Consider the following 20,173-nt stretch of genomic DNA (forward strand, 5'->3'; position numbering starts at 1 on the left):
CGAGCATGGCTCGACTCCACGAATGCCGGGCTAATGCGCGAAGTAGTGCATGCCGCCATCCACCGGGATCACCGCACCGGTGATGTAGCCGGCCAAGGGCGAGGCCAGGAAGGCCACCAGCGGCGCCACCTCCTCCGGATCACCAAAGCGCCCGATCGGAATGTTGCGTTCAATGAACTCACGCCGGCTTTCCTCGGTGGGATGCAGCCGGTCCCGGATCTGCGCACTGTTGATGCGTCCTGGCGCGATCGCATTGACCGTGATGCCCTGAGAGGCCAGCGCCGACGACAGCCCTTTGCTCCACAGATGCAACGCCGCCTTCGCCGCCGTGGCAGCATTCACCGCGCGCGGCTCCATCGAACCGCTGAGGTTGATCACCCGCCCCCAGCCCTGCGCCTGCATCGCCGGCAGCAGTGCCTGGGTCAGGCGTCGTGCCGCAGAGAAGTTCAAGGCCATGGCTTCCTCCCAGACCTCGTCCCCCGCATCCACCGTGGTCGGCCGGCCTCCTCCAGCCGCATTGACCAGGATGTCGACACGCGTCAGTGCCGCCGAGGCTGCATCCGCAATGTGGCGTACCTGCTCCGCATCGGTGACGTCGCCCAGCAGGACGATCGGTGCCGGCGCGCCTGCAGATTCGATCTCCGCCGCCAGCGCATGCAGCGGCTCGGCACGCCGTGCGCTGATCGCCATGCGTACTCCCTGTGCCGCCAGCAGCCTGGCCACACCGGCACCGATACCACTACCGGCCCCGGTGACCAATGCGGTACGCCCTTCAAGACCCAGATCCATGATGTTCTCCCAATCCGCCAGCCGGTACATCCGGCCCGTGCCCTGCATGCTGTTTGATCACTCCTGATTGATAAACTCCACGCAGGTTTCAGCATTCAACACCTGGGGTGTCAGATGAACCTGCTGGAGAGCATGCAGGTCTACGTGCTGATCGTGGACAAGGGCAGCCTCAGCGCTGCGGCGGCGGCAATGGATATCTCGGCGACGATGGCCGGCAAGCACCTGCGTGCGCTGGAAGCACGGCTGGGGATGCAGCTGTTGAGCCGCACCACCCGGCGCCAGCACATGACGCCCTTCGGCGAGGACTACTACACCCGCTGCCGGGAGATCCTGCGGCTGGTGGAAGAAACGGACGCGCAGGCGCAGCACCAGCAGCTGGCGCCGGCCGGCACCCTGCGCATCAGCGCACCGGTCATCTTCGGCACCCATGCGCTGGTGCCAGCGCTGGCGGATTACATGGCGCACTACCCCGAGGTCCGTGTCGAAGCCACGCTGACCGATCGCGTGGTGGACCTGGCCGAAGAGGGCTTCGAAGCGGCACTACGCATCGGCACGTTGGCTGACAGCAGCACGCTGGTCGCACGCGCACTGACGCCGTACCGCCTGATGATGTGCGCCTCGCCGGCGTACCTGGCCAGTCATGGCACGCCACGCAGCCTGCAGGACCTCGCCCTGCATCAATGCCTGTCCTTCGAGCCCAGCGCACTCGCACAGTGGCTGCAGGCCGATGTTGGCGGGCTCGAGCGTGCGCCCGGCGGCCGGCTGCAGATCAACAACGGCGAAGCGCTGCGTGCGGCGGCGCTGCATGGGCTGGGCATCGTGCTGCAATCGGCACTGCTGCTGGCTGCCGACGTCGACGCCGGGCGCCTGGTGCAGCTGTTCCCGGAACACGGCCAGACCGGTCGACCGATGCACGTGGTCTACGCCCACGAGCGCTACCACTCGACCCGCCTGCGCAGCTTCCTGGACTTCCTGGTGGAGCGCTTTCCACCGGCGCCGCACCGCTAGCGTCGACCGCCGGAGAAACAGTCGAGCCTGGCTTGACTCTACAAACGGCCCATAAAAAAACCCCCTCCCCGCTGGGCAGCCGGGGAAGGGGGTTTCAGGATGCGGCTATCGGGAAGTACTTAGATCAGCGGCGCCGGGGTTGCCGGCAGAGCGACCGGAGCGGCCTTCTTCTTGCGGGCGGCCGGCTTGCGCTTGGCAACCTTCTTCGCTGCCTTCTTCGGGGCAGCCTTCTTGGTGGCCTTCTTCGCGGTCTTCTTCACTGCCTTCTTGGCGGTCTTCTTGACGGCCTTCTTGGCAGTCGCCTTCTTCGCGACCTTCTTGGCCGGCTTGCGGGCCGTGGCCTTCTTGGCAGTCTTCTTGGTGGCCTTCTTGGCTACCTTCTTGACGGCCTTCTTCGCGGTCTTCTTGACGGCCTTCTTGGCAGCGGACTTCTTGGCTACCTTCTTCGCCGCCTTCTTCACTGCCTTCTTCGCAGTGGTCTTCTTGGCGACCTTCTTCGCAGCCTTCTTCACTGCCTTCTTGGCGGTTGCCTTCTTCGCGACCTTCTTCACTGCCTTCTTGGCAGCGGCCTTCTTCGCGACCTTCTTCACCGCTTTCTTGGCGGCGGGCTTCTTCTTCGCAGCTTTCTTGGTTGCCATGGGATGGCTCCTCGTCAGTGATAGGGAGTTGAAACGCCCAGGTGGATCAAACCCGCGGGTGCTGCGTGCGGGGACCGCCGGCGCGTCAGGCGCGCCGTTACGGATGCGGCAATGCCCGCCTCGATCGGCGGAGCGGGCATCGGAACGGGAGTTGCCTTGCATTTCTCCGGGGGAAGCGGGGCCATGTCCACCGTCAGCAGGATCGCGGTGGTCTTGAAGGGGCTGCTTCGCATCGGACGATTGATTCTGCGCACTCGGTTGGGCAGGCAAGGTCTGCTGAGGCGAAACCTAATCACGGTTTTTTTTACTGTCAACAACCCCCGCGAAAAATTTTCACATCCGCGCCATCCCGGACGCCGCCCGCGCCACCGCCGTGCGCGTCCGGCAACGACCATTGAAGCGGCGCGCACGCCGGTCGCATGCGACGACGCCGATGCGCACTACGAACAAAAAACACTTGAAATAAGCACTCTGCGCAGATAGGCACATGTTCCGGACAACAGCGCACGTGCATCGCCGGTGGTCACCGGCAGCGTCGCCAACGCCAGCACAACGGGGCCGCAACGGGGGGCGAAAAGTTTTCACATCCGATCGCTTCGGCGCGGGGTGGAAACGCGGATTTGCGCAAAACTGCGCATGCCCGTCGGCACCGTTTGCGGGTTCGCTGATACCGCGCCAAGGGTGTGCAGCGAACCCAGCGTCATGAGTCCGGCGCGCGTGCGGCAAAACAAAAACGGCCACCCGAAGGTGGCCGTGTCCGAACCGGGAAACGACGACTCAGTGGTCGTCGTTCTCCAGGGCTTCGGCGTACGCGTCCGGGTCCAGCAGTTCGTTGACCTCTTCGGCGTTGCTCAGTTCGACCACGAACATCCAGCCTTCGCCGTAGGCATCTTCGTTGATGGTTTCCGGCTTGTCGGACAGGGCCGAGTTGACCTCGACGACCTTGCCGCTGATCGGGCTGTAGACGTCAGAGGCGGCCTTCACCGACTCGACGACGGCGATCTGCTCGCCGGCCTTGGCGTCGGCGCCGACTTCCGGCAGTTCGACGTAGACCAGGTCACCCAGCAGGCCCTGGGCGTGGTCGGAAATACCGACGGTGACGCGGCCATTGCCTTCGACACGGGCCCACTCATGGGACTTGAGGAACTTGAGGTCGCCGGGGATCTCGCTCATGGGACTGCTCCAGAGATATGCAGGGGTGGAAAAAACGGGGCTAGTGTAACCAACCGGCCGCCACTGCTGTCAGTGACGACCGGCAGTTTCGGATCAGGCGTCGGCGAGCACGCCGGGCTGGGCCTGGCCTTCGCGCACGAACGGGAACTTGACCACGCGCACCGGCACCTGCCGGCCGCGGATGTCGACGCTGACCTCGCCGAGTTCACCGGCCGGTACGCGGGCGAAGGCGATGCCCTTGGCCAGGGTCGGCGAGAAGGTGCCGGACAGGATCTCGCCCTGGCCGCTGGCGGTGGTGACTGCCTGGCCGTGGCGCAGCACGCCCTTCTCGTCCATCACCAGGCCGATCATCTGGCGCGCGGTGCCGGCGCTCTTCTGCGCCTCCAGCACGTCACGACCAATGAAGTCACGGCCTTCGTCCAGCGACACGGTCCAGGCCAGCGCCGCTTCATACGGGCTGATCGCTTCGTCCATGTCCTGGCCGTACAGGTTCATGCCCGCTTCCAGGCGAAGGGTGTCGCGCGCACCGAGGCCGGCCGGCTTCACGCCTGCCGCCAGCAGGCGGTTCCAGAACCCGACCACGGCATCCTGCGGCAGCAGGATCTCGAAACCATCCTCGCCGGTGTATCCGGTACGGGCGACGAACAGCTCGATGCCCTCATCGGACTGCACCTGCAGGGCGGCGAAGCGGCCGAGCTTGGCCAGCGCTTCACGGTCAGCCTCGCGGGCCAGGCCGATCACGATGTCGCGTGCCTGCGGTCCCTGCACGGCAAGGATGGCCAGGTCCGGGCGCTGCTCGACGCTGACGCCGAACGGTGCGGCCTGCTCACGCAGCCAGGCCAGGTCCTTCTCGCGGGTGGAGGCATTGACCACCATGCGGAAGAAGTCGTCGCCCAGGTAGTAGACGATCAGGTCGTCGATGACGCCACCGCGCGGATTCAGCATGCACGAGTACAGCGCCTTGCCGACCACCTTCAGCTTGTCCACCGAATTGGCCAGCAGGCGGCGCAGGAACGGCTTGACCTGATCGCCGCGCAGGTCGACAACGGTCATGTGGCTGACGTCGAACACACCCGACTCGCGACGCACCAGGTGATGCTCGTCGAGCTGCGAGCCGTAGTGGATGGGCATGTCCCAACCCCCGAAATCGACCATCTTGGCGCCAAGGGCGCGGTGGGTATCGTTGAGCAGCGTCTTCTGGGTCATGACCGGGTCCGGCAGCAGAGGAAACAAGAACGCGCATTATCCCAGATCGGTCGCCCGCAGGCGTGCCGCAGCGCAGCGGCGACCTGCACTGGAAACCCACGAGATGCGCAACCATCGCCGGCGGCGGCCGCAGAAACTGCGGCGCGCGCCGGACACAGGCCCGACCCACGGTACCCTCAGGCCGGGCCGACGGCCTCGACCCGCAACACCGTGCCCTGCACGCTGAGCACCCTCACCCAGGTGCCGGCAGGCAGGTCAGGACCACTCACCTGCCAGGACGCGTCATCGATGCTGACCCGTCCCTGGCCTGCGACGATGGCCTGTTGCAGGGCGACCTCGCGGCCGACCAGCTGTTCGGCGCGGCGGTTGAGCAGCGGCGCATCGCTGGCGCGGGCCCGTGCGCGCCCCCAGCGCCGGTAGCACTGGATCGAGACCACGCTCAGCACGACGAAGGCCACCACCTGCCACAGCAGGGGAATATCGCTGAACACCGCCACCAGCACGAACACGGCGGCCGCACCAATGCCGATCCACAGCATGAACGCGCCCGGAGCCAGTGCCTCGGCGGCGAACAGCAGCAGCGCCAATGCACCCCAGCCTACGACTTCCCAGCGCATGTCAGCCCCCGATCGGCGGTGGCCGCTTGGCCGCCGGTGCATTGCCCTGCGACGCCAGCGCCTGCTTGGCCAGTTCGGCCACGCCGGCGATCGAACCGATCACGCCGCTGGCCTCCATCGGCATCAGCACCAGCTTCTGGTTCGGCGAACTGGCCAGCTCCTTGAAGGCTTCAACGTACTTCTGGGCGATGAAGTAATTGATCGCCTGCACGTCACCCTCGGCGATCGCCGCGGAAACCACCTGGGTCGCCTTCGCCTCGGCCTCGGCCAGGCGCTCGCGCGCCTCGGCATCGCGGAACGCCGCCTCGCGGCGGCCTTCGGCCTCCAGCACCGTGGCCTGCTTCTCGCCATCGGCGCGCAGGATCTCCGACTGACGCGAGCCCTCGGCCTCGAGGATCTGCGCGCGCTTCTCGCGCTCGGCCTTCATCTGCCGCGCCATCGCATCCAGCAGGTCACGCGGTGGCTGGATGTCGCGGATCTCGATGCGGTTGACCTTCACGCCCCACGGATTGGTGGCATGGTCGACCACGCTCAGCAGCTGCGCATTGATCACCTCGCGCTGGCTCAGCGATTCGTCCAGGTCCATCGAACCGATCACGGTCCGGATATTGGTCTGCACCAGGGCGATCATCGCCACTTCCAGGTTGGCCACTTCATAGGCCGCCTTGGCCGCGTCCAGCACCTGGAAGAACACCACGCCATCCACGCGCACGGCGGCGTTGTCCTTGGTGATCACTTCCTGGCTGGGCACATCCAGCACCTGCTCCATCATGTTCACCTTGCGCCCCACCCCGTACACGATCGGGATCAGGAAGTGCAGGCCGGGCGTCATGGTGTGCGTGTAGCGCCCGAAGCGCTCGACGGTCCATTCATAGCCCTGCGGCACCATCCGTACCGCCTTGAACAGGATCACCACGGCCACGAAGGCCAGTACCACGGTAAAGAACATGGTCGGGAACATCGCGCTTTCCTTATCTATGACGTCCAGGCCCCAGCATAGCGCGTGAAGGCGGCCTGCACAGCGCGGCTACCAGGGCACCCGCCCGCGCAGGATGTCGAGGAACATCACCCAGTCGCCGATGAACGAATACAGCGGATGCTGGAAGGTGGCCGGACGGTTCTTCTCGAAAAAGAAATGGCCGACCCAGGCAAAACCGTAGCCACAGGCCAGGGCGGCCAGCAGGAGCAGCGGCTGCCCGCGCAGGATCGCCGCGGCGAGCAGCAGCAGCACGCCGCAGCTGCCGATGAAATGCAGCCGGCGCGACACCGGATGACGGTGCTCGCTGAGATAGAACGGATAGAACTCGCGGAAGCTGGCGAAGCGGGACATGCGCGTGCTCCGGGGGCCCGCAGGGGCCGGCACCCGCATCATGCGCCTTTCCGACCGGCGCTGCCGGGTCAGCCCGGCTGGCGCGGCCCGAACATGATCACCGCCATGCCGGCCAGGCACAGCGCTGCGCCGAACAGGTCCCAGCGGCTGGGGCGGATGCCATCGACCAGCCACAGCCAGAACAGCGCGGTGCCGATGTAGACACCACCATAGGCGGCATAGACACGGCCACTGGCGGTCGGGTGCAGGGTCAGCAGCCACGCGAACAGGGCCAGGCTGGCCGCCGCCGGCAGCAGCAGCCAGATGCTGCCGCCCTTGCGCAGCCACAGCCACGGCAGGTAGCAGCCGACGATCTCGGCGAGCGCGGTCAGCAGGAACAGGCCAAGCGTCTTCATGCCCTTTCCGCTGCCTTGGCGTGTTGCCAGAGCGCTTCCTGCGCCTCCAGGTCCAGCGCGGACAAGCTGCCGCCCTGCGCCTCGGCCTGCGCCTCCATGGCACGGAAGCGACGCTCGAACTTGTGATTGGCACCGCGCAGTGCCGCGCCGAGGTCGATATCGGCATGGCGGGCGAGGTTGGCGCAGACGAACAGCAGGTCGCCCAGCTCTTCCTGCAGGCGCACCTTGTTGCCCGCCAGGTCGCCGCGTTCGAATTCCTCGCGCAGTTCCTGCAGTTCTTCGGCCGCCTTGTCCAGCACCGGCAGCGGGCCGGGCCAGTCGAAGCCGACCTTGGCCGCACGCGACTGCAGCTTCACCGCCCGCTGCCATTCCGGCAGGCCACGCGAGATGCCGGCCAGCGCGGAGCTGTCCTGCTCGCCCTTGGCCGCGCGTTCGGCGCGCTTGATCGCATCCCAGTTGCGCATCACCCCATCGGCATCGTCGACGCTGGCATCGGCAAACACGTGCGGGTGCCGGCGCTGCATCTTGTCACTGATCGCGCGCGCGACCTCGGCGAACGCGAACGCGCCCTGCTCCTCGGCCATCTGCGCATGGAACACCACCTGCAGCAGCAGGTCGCCCAGTTCATCGCAGAGATCGTCGAGATCGCCACGGTCGATCGCATCGGCCACTTCGTAGGCCTCCTCGATGGTGTACGGGGCAATGGTCGCGAAGCTCTGCTCCAGGTCCCAGGGGCAGCCGCCCTGCGGATCACGCAGGCGCGCCATGATCGCCAGCAGGCGCTCCAGCTCGTTGCTGGCGGCGCTGCCGGTGGTGGGGGTGTCATGCGCGCTCATGCGGCCTCCAGGGTCAATCGGACAACCAGTCGCGCCACGGCAGGCTGGTATCTCCAAGGGCAATGAAATCGCCGTTCAACAGGGTCTCGCGGCGGTTGTAGCGGAACGGCTTGCCGGTCGCCGCCGACAGTACCGCGCCACCGGCGGCGTGCAGCACGCACTGGCCGGCGGCGGTATCCCATTCGGAAGTCGGGCCCAGCCGCGGGTAGACATCCAGGCCGCCTTCGGCGATCCGGCAGAATTTCAGTGACGAGCCCTGCGCGATGGTCTCGATGCGGCCCATGCGTGCCAGCAGGGCTTCGGTTTCCGGCGAACGGTGCGACCGGCTGGCGGCCACCCGCAGCGGTGCGGTGGCCGGCGTACGGGTGCGCAGCACGGTGTCATGCAGGCCCTGCCGGCGGTACGCCAGCTCGCCACGCATGGCGTGCCAGACGATGCCGGTGACCGGCGCAAGTACCACACCGAACGCGGGTGCGCCCTGGTAGATCAGCGCGATGTTGACGCTGAACTCGCCGTTGCGCTTGACGAATTCGCGGGTGCCGTCGAGCGGATCGACCAGCCAGTAGGCACCCCAGTGGCGGCGCTGCTCCCACCCCACCTGGGCCGATTCCTCGGACAGGATCGGCAGCTCCGGGGTCAGCTGCTGCAGGCCCTGCTCGATCACCTGGTTGGCCGCCAGGTCGGCAGCGGTGACCGGGCTGTTGTCTTCCTTGATCTGTACGTCGAAGCCATCGGCATACACCTGCATGATGGCCTGTCCGGCTTGCTGGGCGATGGCGATGGCGGTCTCGCGCAGATCCGTGGTCAGCTTGATCATCGCGTTCCCTGCAGCCACTGGCGGGCGATGAACAGCGCCGCCAGCGAGCGTCCCTCGGAGAAGTCCTCGCGCAGCATCAGCTGGTCCAGCTCGGCCAGCTTCCACGGCACCACTTCCAGTTCTTCCGGCTCATCGCCGGCCAGCTTTTCCGGGTACAGGTCGCGTGCCACCACCAGCCACGACTGGTGGCTCATGTAGGTCGGGGCCAGGGTCATCGCGCGCAGCACGTCAACCCGGCGCGCACCGTAGCCGGCTTCTTCCTTCAGTTCACGGTCGGCCGCCTGCTCCGGGGTCTCGCCGGCGTCGATCCGGCCCTTGACCAGGCCCAGCTCGTAACGGTGCATGCCGGCAGCGTATTCACGTACCAGCAGCACGGTCTCGTCGTCGAGCATCGGCACCACCACCACCGCCCCGTGGCCGCGGCTGACCAGACGCTCGAAGCGGCGGCGTTCGCCGTTGGAGAACTCCAGGTCCAGATGCTGGCGCTGGAAGGGACCGTTCTCCTCGTCGGTGATCCGATGGATGATCGGCAAGCGACGGCCGGCACGGTCATCGTTCATGCGGAATCTCCGCGGCGGCCGGCGCCTGCGCCGGGGCCGATAGAATGTGCAGGCAGCAACATGTTCATGAGCCCGAAATGCTAGCAGACCCAACCCCCTCCCCGCTGGCCCGCCATTGGCGGCAGCGCGACCTGCAGGTGCTGTGGCACCCCTGCACGCAGATGCGCGAGCATCCGGACACCCTGCCGCTGGTGCCGATCGCCCGCGGCGAAGGTGCGTGGCTGATCGACCACGACGGCCACCGCTACCTGGATGCGGTCAGCAGCTGGTGGACCAACCTGTTCGGCCATGCCGAGCCGCGCATCGGCAGCGCCATCGCCAGCCAGGCCACGCAGCTGGAACAGGTGATGCTGGCCGGCTTCGGCCACGAACCGGCGATCACCCTGGCCGAGCGCCTGCTGGCGCTGGCCCCCCGCCAGCCCGGCCGCGAACCGCTGGCCAAGGTGTTCTATGCCGACAACGGTTCAGCCGGCGTGGAAGTCGCACTGAAGATGGCCTTCCAGTATTTCCAGAACCGTGGGGAGCCCCGGCGCACACGTTTCATCGCACTGGAGAACGGCTACCACGGCGAGACCCTGGGCGCGTTGGCGCTGGGTGACATCCCGCTGTACCGCCGCGTGTACGCGCCGCTGCTGGCCGAGGGCCTGTTCGCCCCCTCGCCGGATGCCTACCTGGCCGAGCCGGGCCAGAGCGCGGCCGATCGCGCACGGCAGGCCGGCGATGGCCTGGCCACGCTGTTCGACCAGCATCCCGGCGAGATCTGCGCGGTGATCCTGGAACCGCGCCTGCAGTGCGCGGGCGGCATGCGCATGCATGATCCGGTCTACCTGCAGCGCGTGCGCGAACTGTGTGATGCGCACGGCGCGTTCATGATCGCCGACGAGATCGCCACCGGTTTCGGCCGCACCGGCACCCTGTTCGCCTGCGAGCAGGCCGGGGTGATGCCGGACCTGATGTGCCTCTCCAAGGGGCTGACTGGTGGTTTCCTGCCGCTGGCCGCGGTGCTGGCCACGCAGGCACTGTACGACGCCTTCCTGGACGACTCGCGCGAACGCGCGTTCCTGCATTCTCACAGCTACACCGGCAACCCGCTGGCCTGCGCCGCCGCGCTCGCCACCCTGGACATTTTCCGCGACGACGATGTGATCGCCCGCAACCGCGGCATTGCTTCGGTGATGGGCACCCTGGCCGCGCCGTTCGCCGACCATCCGCACGTTGCCGATGTGCGCCAGGCCGGCATGGTGGTGGCGTTCGAGCTGTCGCGCAATGGCAACCGGCACACGCCGTTCGACCCGGCGCTGCGGCTGGGGCTGCACGCCTACAAGGCCGCACTGAAGCGTGGCGTGATCCTGCGCCCGCTGGGCGACGTGCTGTACTGGATGCCACCCTATTGCGTGGACGACCCACAACTGGAGCTGCTGGCGCATACCACGCTGGCCGCGATTGACGAGGCGATTGCATGCGCGTGACCCGCTGCCCCATCGACCTGGCGCTGCACAGCGGCCAGACCGTGACCCTGCCGGAAGAAACGGCCAACCACCTGGTGCGGGTGATGCGCCTGCGCGAGGGCGATACCTGCGTGCTGTTCAACGGCGACGGCCACGATTACAGCGCGACGCTGACCGTGGCCGGCAAGCGCGAAGTGCAGGTCCGCATCGACGCGGTACAGGCCATCGACACGGAGTCGCCGCTGGCGATCACCCTGCTGCAGGGCATCGCCCGTGGCGAGAAGATGGACCTGATCCTGCAGAAGGCGACCGAACTGGGCGTGGCCGCCATCATGCCGGTCAACGCCGAGCGCACCGAGGTGAAGCTTGACGCCGCGCGCGCCGAGAAGCGCGTAGCGCACTGGAACAACGTGGTGACGTCGGCCTGCGGCCAATCCGGGCGCGCGCGCATTCCGCAGGTGGGGGCGCCGCTGTCACTTGCGCAGGCAGCGGCCGTGCTGCCTGCCGATACCTTGCGGCTGACCCTGGATCCGCAGGGAGCGCATCGCCTGTCGACGCTGGCGGCCGCTCCGGCCGGCGGCATCGTGATTGCGATCGGCCCGGAAGGCGGCTGGTCGCCACGCGACCGTGAACAGCTGGCGGCAGCGGGCTTCCAGGGACTGCAGCTGGGGCCGCGCATCCTGCGCACGGAAACCGCCGGCCTGGCGGCGATCGCGGCGTTGCAGGCGCGGCTGGGGGATCTGGGGTAAGGCGGATTCGTGGTCGTGCCGGCCGTTGGCCGGCATCCACGGAATGATGAGGTTGCCGGCCAGCGGCCGGCACTACCCGACCCGCGCATCCCGGGCGGCAGCCGAGCGTAGGCTCGGTGCCGGCCGTTGGCCGGCGTTACCCGGCCAGCGAATCCAGCGCGGCTTCCAGCGCGTCCAGGTTCGGCAGCAGCGCGCTCTGCTCACCCAGCAGCACGCGCATGTGCACGGTCTGCGGCAGGGTTTCCTCGGAGGCATCGGCCAGCAGGCCGTCGCGCGGCACCGAGATCAGCTGCGGGAAGTTCTGCGTCAGCAGCGCGTAGTAGGGACGCTGCGCGTTGCCGCTCAGCGCCTTCAGCACCACCACCTTGTTGTGGCCGCCCACCGCTTCCTCGCCCAGCCCGGAAAGGCGTGCGAACGACAGCAGCGGCACCTGCCAGCCATGCCAGCCGATCTCGCCAACCAGCCAGCGCGGCGCATCGGCCACCGGTTGCACCGGCACCCGCGACATCATCTCGGCCACCGTGGCATTGGGCAGCAGCACGCGCTCGTTGCCGGCCTGGATCAGGACGCCGCGGATTTCGTCATTGCTGGCGTAGCTCATGGGGCTTCTCCGTTGTCATCCTGCTCGCCCCAGCGCACAGCAATGGCCTGCGCCAGGTCCTGCGGTTCGCCGGCCACCATGCCGGCCGCCACCACGGCGGTGGCCGCGGCCGGGTCGTAACAGCCTTCACCGACCTGCCCGGCCACCCATGCGCCCGCTGCGGCCAGGTCCAGCGCCGGGCCGACATGGGCCAGGTCGGCGCCGCTGAGCAGCACCAGCGCGGTCTCTTCGGCCGGTAGCGCAGCGAGCGAGATGCCCTGCGCGTCGCTGACGAAATGCAGGCCATCGCTGGCCACGCGCACACCGATGTCGTCGGCCAGCACGTGCACCTCACCGGGAACCGCGCGCAGGCCGGCCTCGGCCAGCTGCACCGGCAACGGCGACACCCGTGCCATCTGCTTGACCAGGTTGCCGTAGCGCCCGCCATCCAGGCGCATGTGCACCAGCACCGGCACGCTCAGCGCAGACGGCAGCGCGCCGAGCAGGCGCCGCAACGCATCCGGTCCGCCGATGCCGGCCAGCACCAGCAGCGATGCCGCGCGTGCGCCTGCGGGTGCAGCGGCATCCAGATCGACCAGGCTCAGATGATCGATGGCGAAGGAAGACGGCGAAGTTTCCGCTGCGGTAGCGCCGGCTGCAGCGGCCGGTGCGTCCACCACGTCCTCGACCAGCGACCATGCGGTGTGATCGAAGGAGATCGGCGGCGCGGCCTCTGCTGCTGGCGGGGCCAGCGGCTGCGCGGGCAGCGGCGGAGCCGCCAACGGCTCCGGCACGACCGGTTGCAGCGCCGCCAGCGCCTGTTCCAGCGCGATCGGCTCATGCAGCTGCGCCGGCGGCGAATACAGGCTGTCTGCCGGGACCTCGTCGGCCCAGCTCAGTGCCTGCTCCAGATGCGGCTGCAGGGCTTCCTCGCGCGGCGCCGGCGCCGGCGCCGGATGGCCCGGCTCCAGCTGCAGGCTGGGCTCCTCTTCGGCTCCGGGCGGCAGCACCTGCTGGTGACCATGCAGCTTGGCGGCGAGGTGGCGACCCCAGCGCTGGGCTTCCCAACCGTCGCGGCGTGCCGCCAGTTCGGCCTCGTCGAACACCAGGGTCAGGCCCGGTGCCGACAGCACGACCTCAAGCCGCTCCAGTGCATCCTCGATCGCCGCCTCCAGTGCGATCACCACGATCTGCGGGCGGGCATCCTGCAGCAGCTGCGGTTCCAGGCCGTTCGGATCATCTTCCAGCACCAGCTGCACATCGGCGTGCGACAGTGCTTCGCGCAGGCGCTCGCGTGCCGCACCGGGGCGGGCCAGCAGAGCAACGGCCGGGGCCGCTTGGGCTTCACTCACGGACACGGGCGATCCCCAGCAGGTCATACACGTTACGCATCAGGTCCAGTTCCTGGTAAGGCTTGCCCAGGTAACGCTGGACACCGATCTCGAAGGCGCGCTGGCGGTGCTTGTCGCCGCTGCGCGAGGTGATCATCACGATCGGCACATCCTTGTAGCGCGGGTCGGCACGCATCACCGTGGCCAGTTCATAGCCATCCATGCGCGGCATCTCGATGTCCAGCAGCATCAGGTCCGGTACGCGTTCTTCCAGGCGCTCCAGCGCCTCCACGCCATCGCGGGCGACGCTGACCTCGAAGTTGTGGCGCTCGAGGATGCGGCCGGTAACCTTGCGCATGGTCAGCGAATCGTCGACCACCATCACCAGCGGCACCTGGCGCTCCTGGCGGGGCGCATTGGCCAGTACCGGCAGTGTCGGGTTGGCGAGGAAGCGGCGCACCAGCGGTGCCACGTCCAGGATCACCACCACGCGGCCATCGCCGGTGATGGTGGCGCCGTAGATGCCCGGCACCGACGCGATCTGCAGGCCGACCGGCTTGACCACGATTTCGCGGTTGCCCAGCACCTGGTCGATCGCCACGGCGGCACGCAGGTCGCCGGCGCGGACCAGCAGCAGCGGCACCTGGGCCTGGCCATCGGCGCGCGCCGGGGCCTGGCCGACCAGGCTGCCGAGGTCGTACAGCGGATAGTCTTCGCCGCTGTAACGGTAGCTGCTGTCAGCCGCTTCGAAACGCTCGCGCGACAGGCGGCCGATACCACTGACCGAAGCCACCGGTACCGCGAAGGTGGTTTCGCCGATCTGCACGAACACCGCCTGGGTGACCGCCAGGGTCTGCGGCAGGCGCAGGGTGAAGCGCACGCCCTGGCCACGCACCGACTGGATGTCGACCGAGCCGCCGAGCTGGCGCACTTCGTTGCGCACCACGTCCATGCCGACGCCGCGGCCTGCAAGCTGGCTGACCTGGTCGGCGGTGGTGAAGCCGGAGGCGAAGATCAGGTTATCCAGTTCCTGCTCACCCGGCTGCGCATCGGCGGCCAGCAGGCCACGGTCGATGGCGCGGCGGCGGATCGCCTCGCGGTCCAGGCCCGCACCGTCATCGGCCACTTCCAGCACGATTTCCGAGCCTTCACGGTGCAGGCGGATGGCGATCTCGCCTTCCTCCGGCTTGCCGGCGGCGCGGCGCTGTTCCGGCGCTTCCAGGCCGTGGGCCACGGAGTTGCGCAGCATGTGCTCCAGCGGCGCGACCATGCGGTCGAGGACGTTGCGGTCGAGTTCGCCGTGGGTTCCTTCCAGGGTCAGGTGGACCTGCTTGCCGGTGTCGATGCCGGACTGGCGGACCACCCGGCGCAGGCGCGGCACCAGGCCGTCGAACGGCACCATGCGCGCGCGCATCAGGCCATCCTGCAGCTCCGAGCTGACCCGCGACTGCTGCTGCAGCAGCGAATCGTACTGGCGCGACAGATCATCGAGCACGCCCTGCAGGCCGCCAAGGTCGGCCGCGGACTCGTTCAGTGCGCGGCTGAGCTGCTGCAGGGTGGAGAAGCGGTCCAGTTCCAAGGGATCGAACTTCTGGTCGGCCTGGTCCTGCTCGCGCTGGTAGCGGGCGACGATCTGCGCCTCGGTTTCCAGGTCGAGTCGGCGCAGCTGGTCGCGCAGTCGCGCATTGGTGCGCTCCAGTTCGCCCATTGCGCCGCGGAAGGCACCCAGCTGCTGTTCAAGCCGCGAGCGGTAGATCGCCACTTCACCGGCGTGGTTGACCAGGCGGTCGAGCAGGTCGGCGCGCACGCGCACCTGTTCCTGCTGCGGGCGCGCCAACGGATCTTCATCGACCGCGCCCTCGGCCGGCAGCGGTGCCGACAGCGGTGCGTCGGCCGGGGTGGCCGGTGCAACGGTACCCTGCACCGGTGCGGCGTCGGTCTCGCTGGCCGCGCGCGCGGCCGCGGAGGCCGCCGCGATATCGGTGGTGGTGCGGACCTCGAAGGCCTCGACCAGGTCCTGCGCCGGTTCCACCACGCGGTGCGCACCGGTGCGGGTCAGCAGCTGGTGCAGGCGATCGAAGCCACGCTCCAGCAGCTGCACGTCACGCCGTTCGATGTCGGTACGGCCAGCGGCCACCGCTTCCAGCAGCGATTCGATGCTGTGGCCGAGATCACCGATCGCGTTGATGCCGGCCATGCGTGCGCCACCCTTCAGGGTGTGCAGGTCACGCTGCAGGCCGGCCAGCACTTCGCGGTCCTGCGGCGCATCGCGCAGTTCGCTGATCAGGCCGTCGCAGTGGTCGAGCAGGTCCTTGCCTTCCTCGACGAAGATGTCGACCAGCTCACGGTCATACACGCTGAAGTCGAGCGTTTCGGCGCCGGCATCGTCGGCCTCTGCCACCGGCGACGCCTGCTCGGGCGCCTGGGTGGCCAGCGCGGCTTCGGTGTCGATGCCATCCGCAGCAGCGCCCTGCCCCGGTGCCTCCTCCAGTTCGAAGAAGCGCACCGGCGCAGCGTCGTCCTGCGCCGCTGCCACCGCAGCGTATGTATCCACCGTCGCCGGGGACGGCTGGCCAGCGCTCTCTCCTTCGCCGACCGCCGCCTCCCCGCCGACGTCCGCATCCTCGGCAAAGGCTTCCGCCTCGCCCGGCGCGAGTTCGCTGGCCTGCAGGCCGAGTACGGGCCATTGCCCGTCGTCGGCCAGGGTCTGCTCTTCGTCGATCACGTGCAGGCCGGCCTCGAGCGCGGCTGCCAGCGTGACCGGTTCTGCAAAACCCGGCGCAGCCATTTCATCCTGCAGGCTCGACAGCTCGCTGTCGAGTGGCAGTGCAGCAGCGTCGTCGAAGTCGCTGTCGTCGTTCTCGCCCAGGTCCACGGACACGTCCGTATTCAGGTCGATCGCGCCAGCGTCCAGCACCTCGGATACCGGCAGCTCATCCGCGTCGCGATCGTCCACCGGCAATGCGCTGGCATCCAGGTACGGCGACAGGTCATCGGCCACGGTCAACTCGGCGTCTTCGACACCTGCGAGCGTGGCGCTCGCCTCTGCCTCGGCAACAGCCCCCGCGTGTGCTTCCGGCTGGATCGATTCAAGCACTGCGCTGTCCGCCGCAGCGGGCTCGCCTTCGCCCGGCACGGCCGGCCATCCCGCGTCGAAGTAGCGCGAAAGATCATCGCTGCCGGTCAGTTCAGCGGCATCGAGGCCGGCGTCGACCACAGCGCTGGCTTCCAGCGTCCCGTGATCGTCTGCAAGCGTTTCCAGCGGCGGCTCGGCGGCCACCTGCGCTGGATCTGCCGGCGCAATCGCATCTGCCCGATCGCCAATGGGCTCGAGCTCCGCGTCGGTCTCCAGCGCTTCGTCTTCGTCTTCGAGTCCGACCATCGGCCAGCGCGCTTCCGGCAGTTCACCGGCGAGCGCCTGCAGCCGCTGCGCCAGCGCTTCCTGCGGCGCGATCCGCGGCTGTTCGGCCTGCAGCGCTTCCATGGTCGCGGTGATCGCCTGCGCGGTCGCATCGAGTGCGGCCACGCCCTCGTCACCGGGCACCACCTCGGCGGCCAGTGCACGCTTGATGTACGACTCCGCACCGCCGGTGACGGCGGTGATCTCCGGCACTTCGGTCATCGCGAAGGCGCCGTTCATGGTGTGCACCGCGCGCAGCAGCGCATCGCTGACCGGCAGCGGCGCCTGCTGCGCCGAGCGCAGCCACTCCTGCAGGGTCGCCTGGTGGACTTCCACCTCGGCTTCGAGGATCTCGCGCAGCACGCTGTCGATGTTGGCCGGGGTTCCCGGCGCGTCAGGCGCGGGTTCCGGCTCAGCCTCGGCCTGCACCGATGCGATGGCTTCGGCTTCGAGGATGCGGCTGATCTCGTCCTCGCCTTCGGCCGCGGCCGGCGCCGCCGCGGGTGCGGCCGCGACCGGTAGCGGCACGTAGTAGGTTTCCTCACCGGCACCGACGCGATCGGCGATGGCCTGCATCGCCTGCAGGTCCACGGTGATCCGCTGGCCGTGGCGCAGCGCAGCGTTCAGCTGCGGCAGCGCCGCATGCGCGTTGTCGACCATTGCCAGCACCGCCGGCGATGGCGGACGGCTGCCGTCGAGCACGCGGTTGAGCATGCCCTCGACCTTCCACGCGAACTCGCCAAGGGTGCGTGCACCGACCAGGCGCCCGCTGCCCTTGAGGGTATGGAAGATGCGCCGGATCGGCCGCAGCCGGTCCATGTTGTCCGGCTGCATGCGCCACGCCGGCAGCAGCGTGCCAAGGTTGGCCAGCTCGTCGTCGAACTCCTCCAGGAACACCTCGCGGATGTCCTCGTCGATGTTCTCGGCATCGTCATCGAAGCCCGCCTCGAAGCCGGATTCAGCGCTCGCCGCGGTCTCCGCGGTGATCGGTGCCGGCGCCGCAGCGGCCGTTGCCTGCGGATTGAAGTCCGCGGCGGCCGCGCTCAGCTCGGCGAAGAACTGCGCATCGGCTTCACTGAAATCGATCGGCGCGATGGTGTCGATATCGATCACCGACACCGCCGCTGCCGGCGCATCCACGGCGACGTCGGCCACCGCTGCGGCCACGTCGGGCGACGCCTCCACGGCAACCCCATCGGCATCGGCAACGACTGCAGTGTCGACCGACGCTGCCGGCGCAGCCGCGTCGACGCTCTCCAGCAACGGATGCAGCTCGGCGTCATCCTCCAGCGACAGCGTCTCCATCGCGTGCAGCGACAGCACGTCGTCGGCGTTGTCCAGCGCATCGGCGTCGAAGCGGAACACCACGTCGTCGCCTGCGGCCACGGCATCGTGCTCGGCGGCCACCGGGTCGAACGCTGGCGCGGCACCGAAGCCGGCCTCGGCAGGCACGATCGCAACGGCGGCGTCTTCAACCTCCACGGCAACCGTATCGGCCGGTGCCACGGGTACAGCCCCCGACAGCGTCCACTGCGTTGCGCCGCCCTGCTCCACCCCGTCCTGTTCGAAGCTGACCGGATCGAAGCTGGCGAAGGTCGGGCTGCGTTCATCGTCGGCCGCAGCGTGCGGATCGGCGTCCGGATAGAACGGCGCCAGATCCCACTGCGGCACCTCCGGCGCAGGCGCGCTGGAGGCGGCGAAGACCAGGGGGGCCTCGCTGTCGTCATGCAGGGCCAGCGGTGCAGCCGCACCCGGCACGCCGAACATCAGGCCGTCGTCGATCCGCGCCGGCGCCGCTGCGGTCGCAGGCGGATCGAAAGTGAAGTCGGGCAGCGGCAGCGACACCGTGCCCGCTGCGGGCGCGGCGGGCTGCACCGCAATCTCGATCGGCGCGGGTTGCACGGACGCGGCCTGCACTTCCACCGGCTCGCGCTCGACCGGCTGCGCAGCGAATGGCTCCAGGGCGACCACGTCGCGCTCCGGCAGCGGCCAGTAACGCAGCGCCTCGAGGCTGCTGCGGGTGATCTCGAGAATGTCCTCGCGCCCGGGGCGACGGTCGCGCAGGGCTTCCAGGTAGTACTCCAGGCTGGCCATGGCATCGGCCAGCGTGTCCAGCTGGCGGCCACTCGGCACGCGCTGGCGGCCGATCAGCTCGGCCTCGATGTACTGCTGGACCCCGCGCAGGTAATCGGCCGCGGTGCCCAGATCGAGCATGCGCAGTGCACCGGAGACATCGCCCAGCAGGCGTGGCACGTCCTGCAGTTCGGCGTGGTTCCAGCTGGTTTCGATGAAGGCGACGAAGTGCTCGCGCGCCGCGGCGAAGTTGGCAATGGCCTCGTGTGCCAGAACCTCCACCGTGCGCCGGTTCTCGACCGCGCTCGGATCGTCCTCGCCACTGCCGCCGGCGCCCAGATGCGCGACCTGGTCGTCCAGCGAGGCATCCACGTACAGCAGGGCCCCCGCGATATCCAGCAACAGGTTCTCGTCGATCTGCTGGCGGCCCTCGACCACGCCGCGCAGCGCGTCACGCTGCTGCACGACCACGCCACGGGCCACGCCCAGGCCCATCATGCCCAGCGTATCGGCCACGGCACCCAGTTCGTTGGCCTGGGTCTGCAGCTGTTCCGGCGCGCCGCCGGTGCGCAGGTGCAGGTCCAGCGCATCCTTGATGCGCAGCAGCTCTTCCTTCACCGCGCTGCCGACGGTGTCCAGCAGTTCGCGGTTGCGTCCGCTCAGGCTGCCACGGGCATGATCGAGCTCGGCCTCGGTGGCGGTGGCGCTGTCCGGCGCGAACGCCAGCAACACGCTGTCATGCACGCCTTCCTCGCCACGCGCTGCGCGGATTTCGTTGAGCAGCGGCATCAGCACGATCGGAATGTCGCGATGGCCGTTCTGTAGGCGCTCCAGGTAATCGGGCAGCAGCACGCTGCCGCGCATCAGGGTTGCGCAGGCTTCATCGCGATCCGCCACGCCACCGGCACCGATCGCATTGGCCAGCTGTTCGAGTTCCTCGGCCACCATCGCCGGGGCGTACAGCTCGACCATGCGCAGCGTGCCCTGCACCTGGTGCAGGTAGCCGGCGCAGATGCGCATGCGGCTGGCGTCGACCGGGTCTTCCGCGTAGTACTCGACCTCGTTGCGCACCTGCCGCAGGGTCTCGTCCAGCTCGGGCTTGACCCAGCCCAGCGCTGCGTGGCTCATCGCATCGCGCAGACTGCTCATGGACGCGCTCCGTTCGCCGACGCGCGGGGGCCGCGCGGGTTCTGGCGTGGGGAATGGAAATGCTTCATCGACTG

Annotated in this window: 18 protein-coding genes; 4 read left to right on the plus strand and 14 right to left on the minus strand. The window is 68.4% G+C overall.

The window, feature by feature from the left end:
• Positions 1–30: 30 nt before the first annotated feature.
• Positions 31–789, minus strand: a complete 759-nt coding sequence (locus Q0P60_RS06155) for an SDR family oxidoreductase (RefSeq protein ID WP_294989755.1) — start codon at positions 787–789, stop codon at positions 31–33.
• A gap of 114 nt (positions 790–903) precedes the next feature.
• Between Q0P60_RS06155 and Q0P60_RS06160 the strand changes: the two genes are divergently transcribed.
• Positions 904–1,797 (plus strand): LysR family transcriptional regulator, encoded by an 894-nt coding sequence (locus Q0P60_RS06160; protein WP_294989758.1) that lies wholly within the window; start codon positions 904–906, stop codon positions 1,795–1,797.
• A gap of 119 nt (positions 1,798–1,916) precedes the next feature.
• Here the strand turns inward: Q0P60_RS06160 and Q0P60_RS06165 are convergent, their stop codons facing one another.
• Positions 1,917–2,435, minus strand: coding sequence for a histone (locus Q0P60_RS06165; RefSeq protein WP_100473639.1), 519 nt, complete (start codon positions 2,433–2,435; stop codon positions 1,917–1,919).
• A 111-nt stretch (positions 2,436–2,546) separates the two neighbouring features.
• On the opposite strand from Q0P60_RS06165, the gene Q0P60_RS06170 reads away from it, so the two are divergent.
• Positions 2,547–2,918 carry a hypothetical protein gene (locus Q0P60_RS06170; protein WP_294989763.1) on the plus strand — a complete coding sequence of 124 codons (372 nt, stop codon included), beginning with the start codon at positions 2,547–2,549 and terminating at the stop codon, positions 2,916–2,918.
• A 294-nt stretch (positions 2,919–3,212) separates the two neighbouring features.
• Here Q0P60_RS06170 and gcvH read toward each other — a convergent pair whose 3' ends face one another.
• The 9 genes from gcvH to nudE all read right to left on the minus strand — a co-directional run bounded on the left by gcvH (position 3,213) and on the right by nudE (position 9,369).
• On the minus strand, positions 3,213–3,608 hold the full coding sequence (gene gcvH, locus Q0P60_RS06175; RefSeq protein ID WP_294989766.1) for a glycine cleavage system protein GcvH: 396 nt from the start codon (positions 3,606–3,608) through the stop codon (positions 3,213–3,215).
• 93 nt (positions 3,609–3,701) lie between these two features.
• Complete coding sequence (gcvT, locus tag Q0P60_RS06180; protein ID WP_294989769.1) at positions 3,702–4,814, minus strand: glycine cleavage system aminomethyltransferase GcvT; 1,113 nt, start codon at positions 4,812–4,814, stop codon at positions 3,702–3,704.
• A 176-nt stretch (positions 4,815–4,990) separates the two neighbouring features.
• The gene (locus tag Q0P60_RS06185) at positions 4,991–5,431 is read right to left on the minus strand and encodes an NfeD family protein (protein WP_294989772.1); all 441 of its coding nucleotides are present in this window, start codon (positions 5,429–5,431) and stop codon (positions 4,991–4,993) included.
• 1 nt (position 5,432) lies between these two features.
• Positions 5,433–6,392 carry an SPFH domain-containing protein gene (locus Q0P60_RS06190; RefSeq protein WP_294989775.1) on the minus strand — a complete coding sequence of 320 codons (960 nt, stop codon included), beginning with the start codon at positions 6,390–6,392 and terminating at the stop codon, positions 5,433–5,435.
• Between the two features lie 66 nt (positions 6,393–6,458).
• Complete coding sequence (locus Q0P60_RS06195) at positions 6,459–6,761, minus strand: DUF962 domain-containing protein (protein WP_294989778.1); 303 nt, start codon at positions 6,759–6,761, stop codon at positions 6,459–6,461.
• 68 nt (positions 6,762–6,829) lie between these two features.
• Positions 6,830–7,156, minus strand: a complete 327-nt coding sequence (locus tag Q0P60_RS06200; protein WP_294989782.1) for a YnfA family protein — start codon at positions 7,154–7,156, stop codon at positions 6,830–6,832.
• Positions 7,153–7,992 carry a nucleoside triphosphate pyrophosphohydrolase gene (mazG, locus tag Q0P60_RS06205; RefSeq protein WP_294989786.1) on the minus strand — a complete coding sequence of 280 codons (840 nt, stop codon included), beginning with the start codon at positions 7,990–7,992 and terminating at the stop codon, positions 7,153–7,155. The genes Q0P60_RS06200 and mazG overlap by 4 nt, the downstream gene beginning before the upstream one ends.
• 13 nt (positions 7,993–8,005) lie before the next feature.
• Positions 8,006–8,809, minus strand: a complete 804-nt coding sequence (cysQ, locus tag Q0P60_RS06210; protein ID WP_294989789.1) for a 3'(2'),5'-bisphosphate nucleotidase CysQ — start codon at positions 8,807–8,809, stop codon at positions 8,006–8,008.
• The gene (gene nudE, locus Q0P60_RS06215; RefSeq protein WP_005418435.1) at positions 8,806–9,369 is read right to left on the minus strand and encodes an ADP compounds hydrolase NudE; all 564 of its coding nucleotides are present in this window, start codon (positions 9,367–9,369) and stop codon (positions 8,806–8,808) included. Before nudE ends, cysQ begins: the two co-directional genes overlap by 4 nt.
• A 77-nt stretch (positions 9,370–9,446) precedes the next feature.
• On the opposite strand from nudE, the gene bioA reads away from it, so the two are divergent.
• Both bioA and Q0P60_RS06225 read left to right on the plus strand, forming a co-directional pair.
• A complete protein-coding gene (gene bioA, locus Q0P60_RS06220) occupies positions 9,447–10,838 on the plus strand; it encodes an adenosylmethionine--8-amino-7-oxononanoate transaminase (RefSeq protein WP_294989792.1) in 1,392 nt (463 codons plus the stop codon).
• A complete protein-coding gene (locus tag Q0P60_RS06225) occupies positions 10,829–11,566 on the plus strand; it encodes a 16S rRNA (uracil(1498)-N(3))-methyltransferase (protein ID WP_294989795.1) in 738 nt (245 codons plus the stop codon). Before bioA ends, Q0P60_RS06225 begins: the two co-directional genes overlap by 10 nt.
• Before the next feature lie 136 nt (positions 11,567–11,702).
• On the opposite strand, the gene Q0P60_RS06230 is transcribed toward Q0P60_RS06225, so the two are convergent.
• Genes Q0P60_RS06230 through Q0P60_RS06240 form a run of 3 tightly spaced genes read right to left on the minus strand, consistent with a single transcriptional unit; the run spans position 11,703 to position 20,099 of the window.
• Positions 11,703–12,167, minus strand: coding sequence for a chemotaxis protein CheW (locus Q0P60_RS06230; protein ID WP_294989798.1), 465 nt, complete (start codon positions 12,165–12,167; stop codon positions 11,703–11,705).
• Positions 12,164–13,504, minus strand: a complete 1,341-nt coding sequence (locus Q0P60_RS06235) for a chemotaxis protein CheB (protein WP_294989800.1) — start codon at positions 13,502–13,504, stop codon at positions 12,164–12,166. The genes Q0P60_RS06230 and Q0P60_RS06235 overlap by 4 nt, the downstream gene beginning before the upstream one ends.
• Positions 13,491–20,099: an Hpt domain-containing protein gene (locus Q0P60_RS06240; protein WP_294989803.1), complete on the minus strand. Its 6,609-nt coding sequence runs from the start codon at positions 20,097–20,099 to the stop codon at positions 13,491–13,493. Before Q0P60_RS06240 ends, Q0P60_RS06235 begins: the two co-directional genes overlap by 14 nt.
• Positions 20,100–20,173: the final 74 nt, after the last annotated feature.

Origin of the sequence: uncultured Stenotrophomonas sp. (assembly GCF_945952405.1) — a bacterium.
Classification (GTDB): domain Bacteria; phylum Pseudomonadota; class Gammaproteobacteria; order Xanthomonadales; family Xanthomonadaceae; genus Stenotrophomonas.